The organism is Martelella alba (assembly GCF_005217455.1).
GTDB lineage: Bacteria > Pseudomonadota > Gammaproteobacteria > Enterobacterales > Enterobacteriaceae > Acerihabitans.
The window spans coordinates 43,180-55,479 of the sequence record NZ_SZPQ01000004.1; the positions used below are offsets into that span (position 1 = coordinate 43,180).

The following is a 12,300-nucleotide window of genomic DNA, read 5'->3' on the forward strand; positions in this document are numbered from 1 at the left end:
ACTAATGCGCCCCCGCGTTGCCTTCGCTTTTTACCGGCGAAAGCAGCAGACAAAAAGGAATCATGATAAACGCCATTACGCCGCAGAGGGTAAAGACATCGATATACGACAATATTCTTGATTGGAAGATCATTTGCCGATAAAGCTGTGCGGCGGCGCTCTGCACCGGGTCGCCTATTTGCAGCGAGAAATCGCGCACCACCGCCGCGCCGGCGGCGATAGCCTGTTGAAACTGCTCATTGAGCGGCGTGGCGTTGGGCGCCAGATAAGCGCTGTGGACCTGGCTGCGTTCGGTAATGGCGGCGGTGGATAACGAAATGCCCACCGAGCCGGCCACATTGCGAAACATGGTGAATAACGCCGAACCATCGGCGTTGAGCCGCGGCGACAGCGTAACAAAGGCCAGCGTGGTCAGCGGGACGAAAAGAAAACCCAAACCGATGGATTGCATGCTGCGCATCAGCACCAAGGTGAAATAGTCCACGTTGGGCGTCAGCCGGCTGGAATACATGAAGGCCAGTGTTAATAAGGTGAAGCCAAACGCCACCAGCCAGCGGGTTTGCACTATCGGCATCAGTTTAAGCACCAGCGGAATGGAAAGCACAATTAAAATCGCCCCAGGGGACATGACCAGGCCGGATAGGGTGGCGGTATAGCCCAGTTCCTGTTGCGCCAACTGCGGTATGGTCACCGAACTGCCGTAAAGGATCATGGCCATACCGGCCATCAACAGGCTTGAAACGGCAAAGTTGCGGTCTTTGAGGCAACGCAGTTCCACGACCGGTTTTTTCGTGTACAACAGCCAGTATACCGCCCCCACCAGGCCGATAACCGTTAGCAAGCCAAACAGCCGGATGAAACCGGAAGAGAACCAGTCGTCGTCCTCGCCGCGATCAAGCATGACCTGCAGGCATCCCAGTCCCAAGGCAATCAAGCCGATACCAATGTAGTCGATGGACAGTTTACGGCCCTCAATGCGACGTTCCCATGGCGGATCTTCCAACAATTGATATATGGCGATCACGGTAAGAATACCAATGGGGATATTGATAAGGAAAACCCAGCGCCAACTGTAGTTATCGGTAATCCAGCCGCCCAGGGTCGGCCCCACCACCGGCGCCACAATGATGGCGATGGAAGACAGGCCGAACGCCTTGCCGCGATCCTCCGGCTTGAAATAATCCAATAAAACCGATTGTTGAATCGGTTGCAGGCCGCCGCCGAAGAATCCCTGCAAGACGCGGCACAAAATGATCTGCCACAATTCGTCGGACATCCCGCACAAGAATGAGCACAGGGTAAACATGGCGATGCATATCAGGAAATACTGTTTGCGTCCGAACACCCGGCTGAGAAAGGCTGATATGGGCAAAACGATGCCGTTCGCCACCAGATAGGAGGTCAATACCCAGGTGGATTCGTCGTAACTGGAGGACAGGGTCCCGGCGATGTGCGGCAACGCGACATTGACGATGGTGGTATCCAGGATCTCCATGAAGACCGCCAAGGTCACCACCCATGCCACCAGCCAGGGATTGGCGGCCGGCCGCCAGTGACGATCCGCGCTCATTTCAAATAGACCTTGGGTTCGACCGAAAGGCCCAGCGGTAACGGCATACTCGGATCCAGACCGCTGTCGATGACAATCTTAACCGGTACCCGCTGAACGATTTTAACAAAATTCCCGGTGGCGTTCTCCGCCGGGAAGGCCGAAAATCGCGAACCGGAACCTTGCTGGATGCTGTCGACATGGCCCTGCAACGCCAGGGAAGGGTAGGCGTCGACGGACAAATCCACCCGATCGCCGGGCCGCATATGCGTCAGCTGGGATTCTTTGAAATTGGCGATGACCCAGACATTGGGCGATACCACCGACATCAGGGCGCCGCCGGCCTGGACCAGCAACCCGGGCTGAACATTGCGGCGGGTGACGAAACCGTCAAACGGCGCCCGAACCTCGGTGTAGGACAAATTGAGATTGGCGCTCTCCAATTGCGCCTTGGCCTGTCGCACCTGTTGCCGTCGTGCTTCGACAGTGGTCTGGGCCTGGCGGATCTGCAATGCCACCTGCCGGGCGACGTCCACTTGAGCGCGGGCATTGGCGGTATCAGCCCGGGCTGCCTTGAGCTGGGCGTTGGCGGTATCGATATTTTGCTGCGATGTGGCTCGGGGATCGACGCCGCGCTGGCGGCGGTATTCGGCCTCGGCGTTTTGCTGGTTAGCCTCGGCGCGGGCCAATTGCGCCTGAGCCTGGGATAATTGCGCCGGATACTGCACCCGGGACAAGGCCAGTTGCACCTGGGACTGATGCAATTGGGCCTCGGCCAGCCCTAGCTGCGCTACCGCTTGGTCTCGCTGGGCGACATAATCCCGCGGATCGATCTTTAGCAGCAGATCACCTTTATGCACCCGCTGGTTGTCCCGGACGGCCAGATCAATCACATAACCGGAGACTTTGGGCGATATGGTGACCGCGTCGCTTTCGGTATAGGCGTCATCGGTGGTTTCCTGATTACGGGTCGTCAGCCAGAAATACATTGCGACGATAACAAGTATAAGCACGACCACCGCCAAGATGATTAACGGTTTTTTGCCGGGCCCATTATGGGATGCGGTCGACGCATCGTTTTGGTCGTCCTCCGGCGAGCCATTATTGACCGAGGATTCTTGCCGGGACTGGCTGTCTTGCCGCGGTCCATCGTTATGCCCGGTATTCGCCGGGCGATCGCCGAGGTGCTGAGGGTCACGCTCCGGCGATGTCTTCTCTGACTGGCGGGTTTCGTTGCCGTCTTGACTCGTCATCCTACAAACTGCCTCTTGGTTGGCGGCATGTGACCTTTCCGGTTGCAACGTCGGTTATGCCGCGCTGAGGCAATTCGATGCATTTGAGATAGATGCGTCATCAAGGTGTCACAGCGGGACGGTGCATGGGCGTTAAATAGTGTATTGTCGCTAACGTAAGAGCAATTATAGCAAACCCATACCGGCCGCCAGGAAAAATGCGCGCGCCGCGCTTGTTGTGTAAAAATCTGGGGATAGCGCATGGCGTTCATTGGCGACAACCCTGGATGTCTTCGCAGCAAGGGCGTAGGACGCCATCAGCGCAGGGGGGACGTGAAGCGTGACAAGGATATTTCGTTTTTCAATGATTCGCTATACTATGGCGTCATTCATGCGTTACGCCATGGTTCTCAGGTGCTAAAATAATGTTATCTTTTTTTCGAGTCGCGTGTTTGAGCGCCTCGCTTTTCACGCTCGGCAATGTCATGGTCGGCAATGCCTTTGCCGCAATCAACGCGGCGCCGGCGACGGCGGTGCCGTTATCGCCTTTGGTGATTGCTTCCGGTAGCGCCATCGTCGTGGATATGACCGACGATCATTTACTTTATTCCACCAATGCCGATGAAGTGGTGCCGATTGCCTCGCTGTCAAAGTTGATGACCGCGATGGTGGTGTTGGACGCCCACCAGCCGTTGGATGAGATTATCTCGGTGGATATTCATCAGACGCCGGAATTAAAGGGCGTTTTTTCCCGGGTCAGGGTCGGCAGTGAAATCAGCCGCCGCGATATGCTGCTGCTGGCGTTAATGTCTTCGGAAAACCGTGCGGCCGCAAGCCTGGCGCATCATTATCCCGGCGGCTATTCGGCATTTATCGCCGCCATGAACGCCAAGGCGCGCTCTTTGGGCATGCTGCATACCCACTATGTGGAGCCGACCGGTTTATCGGCGCGCAATGTCTCGACGGCGCGGGACCTGGCCAAATTGTTGATTGCCAGCAAACAGTATCCGTTGCTGAGCGAGTTAAGCACTACCCATGAAACCATGGCGAAATTTCAACATCCGGCGTATACCTTGCCGTTCCGTAATACCAATCATCTGGTCTATCGTCCCGACTGGGCGATTCAGTTGACCAAGACCGGCTTCACCAATCAGGCGGGGCATTGCCTGGTGATGCGCACGGTTATCAATCATCGGCCGGTGGGGCTGGTTGTTCTGGACGCGTTCGGCAAGTATACCCATTTCGCCGACGCCAATCGCATCCGTAGCTGGCTGGAAACCGGCAAAGCGTCGCCGGTGCCGGCGGCGGCGTTGAATTATAAAAAACAAAAAGCCCGCCAGGCCGGCATGACCGCGCGTAACGCCGCGGCGGGACAAGGCGGCGAAGTGGATTAAGCGCGGCGCAGGTCTTGGGTGATTTCCCCGTATTGGCGGCTTTCCGCTTCGTGACTCTCATCCCGCCATGCTTCCGCAAGCGCCTGTCGGTACCAATCCTGCAACGACGGCAACGCCAGCATGGTGCGATACCACTCTTGCGCCGCGGGGGAGAGCGGCAATCCATAGGTCTGGATTCGCATGACCACCGGCGCGTAAAACGCATCGACGGCGCTGAATTCCTCGCCAGCCAGGAACGGACCGCCGAATTGACGCAGCCCTTCTTGCCACAGGGCGTCCAGACGGACGAGTTCCTCGGTCAGCGCCGCCGGCACGGGGTTCAGCGTTACCCGAATACCGCAATTCATGGGGCAGATATTCCGTAGCGCGCTAAATCCAGCGTGCATTTCCGCCGTCGCGCAGCGTGCCCAGGTTTTGGCCTGGTAATCCTCCGGCCAAACTCCGGCGTGAATTTCCGCCAGGTATTCCACGATAGCCAGGGAATCCCAAACGGCCAGGGCGCCGTCATACAGTACAGGCACCCGTCCCGAAGGGGAAAAATGACCGAATATGCCGGCGTTGTTGGCCCCTTGAAACGGATGAACGACTTCGGTGAAAGGAATTCTCAGCGCCGTCATCAATAGCCAGGGACGCAGCGACCAGGAAGAATAGTTTTTGTTGGCGATATGCAATTCGTACAAAATTGTCGACTCCCTTGAGATAAGCAAGTCGTCCGCCGCGGCTACTCCGCCGAAGGCGGTCGGCGAGACGACAAGGTGACTTGATAACGGGGCATCCGGCGATCCGGCACGATATTGGAATCGACGACCCCTTCTGGTCGGGCGCCCATCCGTCGGAAAAAGCCGGCGGCCTGGGGATCGCAATCAATCAATAAACGTCTGGCGCCGGCGCGATGGGCCATTTGCAGCGACCAACCAAACAATGCTTTGCCGATGCCATGCCGGGTTTTGGCGGGAGAGACGAACAGGCGCTGTAAAATGGCATTGCCCTCGCTGAAAAACAGCTGGGCGGCGCCCAGCAATTCTCTATCGCATTCCGCCACGCAAATGGAGGAACTTTCCACATCGGCGGGATGGAATGTCAATGTTTCCCGACAACATCGCATGAAATCGTCGTCGTAGCCATAGACGGCCTTGGATTGCAAACAGAGCTCGGTGAGTTTGTCCAACTCGTCGATACGGGCTGCCCTGAGCTGCAACATTAATGGGACCTCGGCTGGCAGCGGTAGATCTCCAGGATAAGATCGGTTGCGCGCCGCGCGTCGTTGCCATCCGCCAGCGGCGTGGTTCCCTGGGCGATTGCCTGCTCGAAATCGGCAAGGACGGCCTCGTGGCGGGAAAAATCGCTGATAACGGGGCTACTGGCGCCGACATCCTCGGCCTGCTGATCGCTGCTGGAGGGATTGTCGATGCCCTCGATATGCCAGTCGCTTATGCGATCATTAAGCAGGGTGAACGTGCCTTTTTCGCAACTGACTTCCAGTCGCGGGGGATAACCCGGCGGGGCGCAGGTCGACGCCACAATGGTGCCGATCATGCCGTTGGCATGGCGCAGCACCACGGCGCCGTGATCTTCCGCTTCCATCCGGTGGGCGAAGGTCGCCAGTTCGCCCTGAACCTTTTCCGGCATACCGAATAGCCAGATGTAGTTATCGATATGATGGCAGGCTTGTTGCATAAATACCCCACCGCCATCCAATTCATAGCCGCCGCGATAGTCGGCGCTGTCGTAATAGCGCTGGTCGCGCCAGAAACGGCAACTGAGATCGGCGCTATAGAGCCGGCCGAACGCGCCGTGATCCATCAGCGCCTTGACCGCCAGATTATCGGGATTGGTGCGGCGTTGATAGCTGACCGCCAGAACGACATGATGACGCGCCGCTTCATCAATCATCTCTTCCATCGCCGAGGATGTGATGCCCAGCGGTTTTTCCACCAGAATATGTTTGCCCATCCGCGCCGCCTCAATGGCGCTGACAGGGTGCACGCCATTTGGCGTCGTCACGATAACCGCATCGAACGGGCGATCCACCGCCGAGAGCGTCGGCCAGCAGGGCAGGGACTGAACGTTTTCGCCGGCGCGGCCGCTGCGCGAGACGAAACCCACCGCTTGGCTGCCGGGAAGTGATTGTAACGCCCCGATATAGGTTTTACTGATGTTGCCTGTTCCAACAATCACATATTTCATCACTGAGTCGGCGCCTTGTAGAATGAAATGAACCGTTCATCCCTGATGCCATGATAATCGCCGGATAAGTCGCGGTATTTTCCGACGCGGGCGCGATGCATTCCTTTGGAGGATTCCGTCAATTATCGTATGCCGCGTTCATGACTTGTAACACTGTCAAGCAGTATTGCAAAGGTGATGTCGCTTGCCAAGCCCCTAAGAACAGGTAATGAATACGATGCCACAAAACGGCATGACATTTCGTCCGCTTGTTCGGTAACCCGGTGAACCGGGCCGGGGAAATTTACGGGCTGGCGCGGACAGGTTATGAATGCTCCCGTTTTTCTTGCCAATATTTTAACTTACTGGTTTGGCCGATACCGGGATTCAGGGCGTTGGTCGGATCGATTTGACGGTAAAACGCCGCCAGCGCCGGTTTGGCGTGATAAAGATGGCCCACATTGTGTTCAGCGGGATATTCGGCCCCGCGCCGATCCAGTTCCGCCAGCATCCGTTGTTTTAGCGCATGAGGATTGGTGCCTTTGGCCAGGATATAGTCCTGATGAAAAACATGGCACAGGAAATGGCCATAATACAGCTTGGCCACGATCTGCCGATCGATGTCCGGCGGCAACGTTTCGAACCAGCGGGTTTCATTGCGCGGCAAAGCGATATCCAGGGCCAGAATATCCTCAACCCGGTCGCTGTGAACCGCATGATAGCGCACCGCCGCGCCCGCGGCGGCGAAACGGTGTAAAAACGCGCTGTCGCCCTCTTGGGGCGTACAAGTAAAATAATCGCCGTCGGCACCGTTGAAAAACCCCGCCAGATAATGCCGAGCCTCATCGATCCCCTCGCCGGACATTTTCAGCAGCAAGTGGTGTTCAAACCGATCGCGGTAGGCTTTGATGCGTGGCGGCAGATGCGACGGCCATAGCCGGCTCAAAGCCTGCAACACCCGATCGCTTAGGTGCGATGGCAGCCAGGATTGCGCGTTAAGCGTCGCGTCGATACGGCCTTTGAGCTGGAACAGTCGGGGCATCCGCCCGGTACCCAGCCGGTTGATTAAAATGAATGTATCCTTGCCATATTTCTCGCTGATGTCGAAACAATCCCGATGCAGATACTCCCCGGCTACCGGCAAATTGACGAACCCACCGAGGATATCCCGCCGCAGCGCGGTGAGCGTCTGGGGATCGTTGGTACCAATATAAAAGACCTGTTGCTGCTGCTCGGCGGGAAAGGTATCCAGCCGTACCGCGAACACCGCCAGTTTGCCGGCGCTGCCGGACGCCTCGAACAGCCGACGGCGATCGGCGTTAAAACGCGAGGGCGTATCGGCCGTCACGTCTCTGACCCGCTTGACGTATTCGTGATCGGAACAGGCGCGATCCGGCGCAAGAATATCCTTTGCCCCGTATTGGCCGTTTTCCAGCCGGGTTAGAATCTGTTCCGGCGAATGCCCCAGGCGGATGCCCAAATGATTGACCAACACCAACTGTCCGGTGGCGTCGATGGCGGCATACAGCGCCATTTCGGTATAAGCGGGCCCGCGTTTGACCAATGAACCGCCGGAGTTGTTGCATATGCCGCCGATGACCGACGCCCCCAGGCAAGAAGACCCTATCACCGAATGCGGCTCGCGGCCATAAGGCGCCAGCGCTTTCTCCAGGTCGTAAAGCGTACTGCCGGCCAGGGCGACCGCCTGCCGACCTTCATCGATAATTTGAACGCCCGACAGACGCCGGGTGCTGACGATAACCACCTGACGGTCGTAATCGTCGCCGTTGGGGGTGGATCCCTCCGTAAGTCCGGTATTGGACGATTGCATAATAATAATTTTGTCGGCGGCGACACAGATTTCCAGCACCCGCCAGAGTGCCAGCAGCGAACCAGGCAGAACCACCGCGAGCGCGGGGCCGCTGCCGGAGCGAAACCCCCGGCGGTAACGCTGGGTACGCCGTGGGCCGGTGAGAACGCCGTTCTTGCCGACCCGCTTTTTTAACTGCTCAATAAACAGATAAGATGAATAGGGCGAAGTCTGCGGCATCATGTCTCCCAGTCGATATGGCCCTTTCAGCGGCGGGCCAAGCTGCGTTTTAGGCACTCAGTATTCAGGTGGCATCGCGGTCAACAAAAACGCTTTCAATAATTTAACCCTATCCCGACGATGCTGTGATGGGCTACACTGAATTTATTATATCCCGATGGCATATACCCTCATACTTCAAGTTGCCTCTTTGCTGGCGATGCCCGCTCACAACAGCCATGGCGCCGGCCATGCCCCCGGGGTCGGCTCAGGCGCCGCTGCGATGCAACGCGACGTATTCAGAGTATAGTACGTCGATTTGAATTCCTTACCGGGCCCACCGCCCGGTTTGTTTTTGCGATTGTGAGAATGACGATATGAAATGGCTGTGCTCTTTTGGCCTGGTGGCAACATTAACGTTTTTGTCTAATACCGCCATGGCGGCGGATAATCTGCTTCCTTCCCCGAATTTACCCCGCGATGCTTATGTCAGCGCGTTATTAAAAAAAATGACGCTGTCGGAAAAAATCGGTCAGTTGCGTCTTATCAGCGTCGGCCCGGACAATCCCAAGGAAGCCATACGGGAAATGATAAAAAAAGGTCAGGTGGGGGCGATATTCAACACGGTTACCCGTCCGGATATTCGCGCCATGCAAGACCAGGTCATGCAATTGAGCCGATTGAAGATACCGTTGTTTTTCGCCTATGACATCGTCCATGGCCAGCGGACCATTTTCCCCATCAGCTTGGGATTGGCGTCGAGCTGGAATCTCGACGCAGTGGCGACCAGCGGGCGTATCGCCGCTTATGAGGGCAGCGAGGACGGTTTGAATATGACTTGGGCGCCAATGGTGGACATTACCCGCGACCCCCGTTGGGGTCGGGTGTCCGAAGGCCTGGGCGAAGATACTTTCCTTGCCAGCGAAATGGGCCGGGTAATGGTGCAATCGCTGCAAGGCAAGGATCCCGCCGCCCGGCATTCCCTGATGACCAGCGTCAAGCATTTCGCCCTGTATGGCGCGCCCGAGGGCGGCCGGGACTACAATACCGTCGATATGAGCCCGCAACGCATGTTCCAGGATTACCTGCCTCCCTACAAAGCGGCGCTGGATGCCGGTAGCGGTGGGGTCATGGTGGCGTTGAACACCATCAATGGTACGCCGGCCACCGCCAATGCCTGGCTGCTAAGAGATCTGTTACGCAAACAGTGGCATTTTACAGGTATCGCCATCAGCGATCACGGCGCGGTAAAAGAACTGATCGATCACGGTGTCGCCGGTTCGCCGCGCGAAGCCGTAAAAATCGCGCTGGACGCCGGTATTGATATGAGCATGGGCGATGTGTATTTTAGTCGTTATCTGCCGGGCCTGGTCAAAAGCGGCGCGGTCAGCGAAGCGGAGCTTGACGATGCGGTCCGCCATGTATTGAACGTCAAATACGATATGGGGTTGTTCCGTAATCCCTATAGCCATCTCGGGCCGGCGGGCAGCGATCCTAAGGACACGAACGCCGAAAGCCGCCTGCACCGCGCCCAGGCGCGGGAAGTGGCGCGGCAGACCCTGGTGCTGCTGAAAAACCGTCTGCAGACGCTGCCGCTGAAAAAACAGGGAACCATTGCGGTCATCGGACCGTTGGCCGACGACCAGCGCGATATCCTCGGCAGCTGGTCGGCGGCCGGTCGCGTCGACCAGGCCGTCACGTTACTGGCGGGCATTCGCAACGCGGTGGCGGGCAAAGCGACGGTATTGTATGCCAAGGGTTCGAATATCACCGATCATAAAGATATGGTGGCTTTTTTAAACAGCTATGAACAATCCGTGACGCTTGACCCGCGCACACCGCAGGCGATGATTGACGAGGCGGTCAAGGTCGCCAGGCGGGCGGATGTGATCGTCGCGGCGGTGGGGGAATCCCAGGGCATGGCTCATGAAGCCTCCAGCCGCAGCCATATCACTATTCCCGATTGCCAGGAACGATTGATTGCCGCGTTGAAGTCTACCGGCAAGCCTTTGGTGCTGGTGCTAATGAACGGCCGCCCGCTGGCGCTGGTACATGAAGATCAGCAGGCCGACGCGATGCTGGAAACCTGGTTCAGCGGCACCGAAGGCGGCAACGCCATTGCCGATGTGTTGTTCGGCGACTACAATCCGTCCGGCAAGCTGCCGATGTCCTTTCCTCGCTCAGTGGGACAAATCCCGATTTATTACAATCACCTTCCCACTGGGCGGCCGTACAATTTCAAGGCGCCTGATAAATATACCTCCCATTATTTCGACGAGGCCAATGGGCCGCTCTACCCGTTCGGCTATGGCTTGAGTTACACCCGTTTCACCGTTTCCGACATACGGCTGTCCAGCCCGACCCTATCCCGCAATGGCAGCATCGCGGTCAGCGTTACCCTGACCAATAGCGGTCATCGGGACGGCGCCACGGTGGCTCAACTGTATATTCACGACGTGACCGCATCCATTAGCCGGCCGGTCGAGGAACTGCGTGGATTTCGCCAGGTATTTCTCAAGGCGGGGGAATCGAAGCGGGTAACCTTCCGGTTGGATGTCGATGCTTTGAAATTCTATAACCAGCAGATGCAACGGGTCGCCGAACCTGGCGCTTTTGATGTTATGGTCGGATTGGATTCCGCCCGGGTCAAAACCGCCCGTTTCACATTGCTTTGATAACACGGCGCCGGTCAAGACCGTATGAACGCCGCGCGACGGTGATGCGGTTTATGATCGGCGATAAAGCGCCCTTTTTGTGATCTTGCCGCGGCGCCATTCGGATAAGTTCTCTTGGACGGCGCTATCCGGCCTACTTCCCGATGCAGTTATGTTGCGGTGTCCGCTCGCTTAACGTCGCAACATAAGGCGAATTATTTGGGGTATGAATTTACATATGAACTATTATTCAAAAACCTATCTTCGATTGGCGGTTCGGTGTCGATCCCTTTATCATTTACCATAGGAATGCACATCATGACCCAACTCTTTGCCAAAGGACGCCTGCTAAGCTTTGCCGTACTCATGCTCGGTATGGCCGCCAGCGTCCAGGCGCAGGCGGCGGATTCCCCGGTCCGCGTCGGCTCGAAAATCGATACTGAAGGCTCTTTGCTCGGTAATATCATCCTTCAGGTCCTGGCGTCGCACGGCGTCAAAACCATCAATAAACTGCAGTTGGGGACGACTCAGGTGATGCGCGGCGCCATTACCTCCGGCGAAATCGATATCTATCCCGAGTACACCGGCAATGGCGCCTTCTTTTTTAATGACGCCAAGGATCCGGTTTGGAAAGACGCCAACGCCGGCTACCAAAAGGTCAAGCAGCTCGATTATGACAAAAACCATATTGTCTGGCTGGATCCCGCGCCGGCCAATAATACTTGGACTATCGCCGTTCGCGATGATTTAGCTAAAAACCAGCATCTCGATTCCCTCAGCGATTTGAGCCGTTATCTGAAAAATGGCGGCAAATTCAAACTGGCGGCATCGGCTGAATTTATCGAGCGCCCCGATGCCCTGCCGGCGTTTGAGAAAACCTACGATTTTCAGCTTCGCCAGGATCAGTTGCTATCACTGGCGGGCGGCGACACGGCGGTAACGCTGAAAGCGGCGGCGGAGCGGACATCCGGCGTCAATGCCGCCATGGCCTACGGTACTGACGGTCCGGTGGCCGCGTTGGGATTGCATACGCTGTCCGATCCCCGGGGCGTGCAGCCCATTTACGCGCCGACGCCCATTATCCGCGAGGCGGTGCTGAAACAGCATCCCGGAATAGCCGATTGGTTAAAACCGGTGTTCGCTTCCTTAGATACGCCGACCTTGCAAAAGCTGAACGCCAGCATCGCGGTGGAAGGACAAAACGCCAGCAAGGTGGCGGCCGATTATTTAAAACAACAGGGGTTCGTGAAATAAATCCGCCAGACGCGCCGGGGAG

Annotated in this window: 9 protein-coding genes; 3 read left to right on the top strand and 6 right to left on the bottom strand. The window is 57.0% G+C overall.

What is annotated here, in order from left to right:
- Position 1: 1 nt before the first annotated feature.
- Positions 2–1,570, bottom strand: a complete 1,569-nt coding sequence (locus FCN80_RS05885; RefSeq protein ID WP_136988996.1) for a DHA2 family efflux MFS transporter permease subunit — start codon at positions 1,568–1,570, stop codon at positions 2–4.
- A complete protein-coding gene (locus tag FCN80_RS05890; protein ID WP_136988998.1) occupies positions 1,567–2,802 on the bottom strand; it encodes an HlyD family secretion protein in 1,236 nt (411 codons plus the stop codon). Before FCN80_RS05890 ends, FCN80_RS05885 begins: the two co-directional genes overlap by 4 nt.
- Before the next feature lie 404 nt (positions 2,803–3,206).
- Here FCN80_RS05890 and pbpG point away from each other — a divergent pair, with 404 nt between their 5' ends.
- Entirely contained in the window at positions 3,207–4,175 is a 969-nt protein-coding gene (pbpG, locus tag FCN80_RS05895) for a D-alanyl-D-alanine endopeptidase (protein WP_136989000.1), read from the top strand.
- Here pbpG and FCN80_RS05900 read toward each other — a convergent pair.
- The 4 genes from FCN80_RS05900 to dld form a co-directional block, all read right to left on the bottom strand.
- Positions 4,172–4,855 (bottom strand): glutathione S-transferase family protein, encoded by a 684-nt coding sequence (locus FCN80_RS05900; RefSeq protein WP_136989002.1) that lies wholly within the window; start codon positions 4,853–4,855, stop codon positions 4,172–4,174. The two genes, pbpG and FCN80_RS05900, sit on opposite strands and share 4 nt — an antisense overlap.
- A 41-nt stretch (positions 4,856–4,896) precedes the next feature.
- Positions 4,897–5,376: a GNAT family N-acetyltransferase gene (locus tag FCN80_RS05905; RefSeq protein WP_136989003.1), complete on the bottom strand. Its 480-nt coding sequence runs from the start codon at positions 5,374–5,376 to the stop codon at positions 4,897–4,899.
- Entirely contained in the window at positions 5,376–6,362 is a 987-nt protein-coding gene (locus FCN80_RS05910; RefSeq protein WP_136989005.1) for a Gfo/Idh/MocA family protein, read from the bottom strand. Before FCN80_RS05910 ends, FCN80_RS05905 begins: the two co-directional genes overlap by 1 nt.
- Positions 6,363–6,666: 304 nt before the next feature.
- Positions 6,667–8,394, bottom strand: a complete 1,728-nt coding sequence (gene dld / locus FCN80_RS05915; RefSeq protein WP_230492515.1) for a D-lactate dehydrogenase — start codon at positions 8,392–8,394, stop codon at positions 6,667–6,669.
- Between the two features lie 353 nt (positions 8,395–8,747).
- Here dld and bglX point away from each other — a divergent pair, with 353 nt between their 5' ends.
- Both bglX and osmF read left to right on the top strand, forming a co-directional pair.
- Positions 8,748–11,045 carry a beta-glucosidase BglX gene (gene bglX / locus FCN80_RS05920; protein WP_136989008.1) on the top strand — a complete coding sequence of 766 codons (2,298 nt, stop codon included), beginning with the start codon at positions 8,748–8,750 and terminating at the stop codon, positions 11,043–11,045.
- A gap of 297 nt (positions 11,046–11,342) precedes the next feature.
- Complete coding sequence (gene osmF, locus FCN80_RS05925) at positions 11,343–12,278, top strand: glycine betaine ABC transporter substrate-binding protein OsmF (RefSeq protein ID WP_136989010.1); 936 nt, start codon at positions 11,343–11,345, stop codon at positions 12,276–12,278.
- The last annotated feature ends 22 nt before the right edge of the window (positions 12,279–12,300 follow it).

Coding starts and splice junctions, on each gene's coding strand:
- FCN80_RS05910 (WP_136989005.1), bottom strand. CDS start 6,362: ATGAAATATGTGATTGTTGGAACAGGCAACATCAGTAAAACCTATATC.
- FCN80_RS05885 (WP_136988996.1), bottom strand. CDS start 1,570: ATGAGCGCGGATCGTCACTGGCGGCCGGCCGCCAATCCCTGGCTGGTG.
- bglX (WP_136989008.1), top strand. CDS start 8,748: ATGAAATGGCTGTGCTCTTTTGGCCTGGTGGCAACATTAACGTTTTTG.
- pbpG (WP_136989000.1), top strand. CDS start 3,207: ATGTTATCTTTTTTTCGAGTCGCGTGTTTGAGCGCCTCGCTTTTCACG.
- FCN80_RS05890 (WP_136988998.1), bottom strand. CDS start 2,802: ATGACGAGTCAAGACGGCAACGAAACCCGCCAGTCAGAGAAGACATCG.
- FCN80_RS05905 (WP_136989003.1), bottom strand. CDS start 5,376: ATGTTGCAGCTCAGGGCAGCCCGTATCGACGAGTTGGACAAACTCACC.
- osmF (WP_136989010.1), top strand. CDS start 11,343: ATGACCCAACTCTTTGCCAAAGGACGCCTGCTAAGCTTTGCCGTACTC.
- dld (WP_230492515.1), bottom strand. CDS start 8,394: ATGATGCCGCAGACTTCGCCCTATTCATCTTATCTGTTTATTGAGCAG.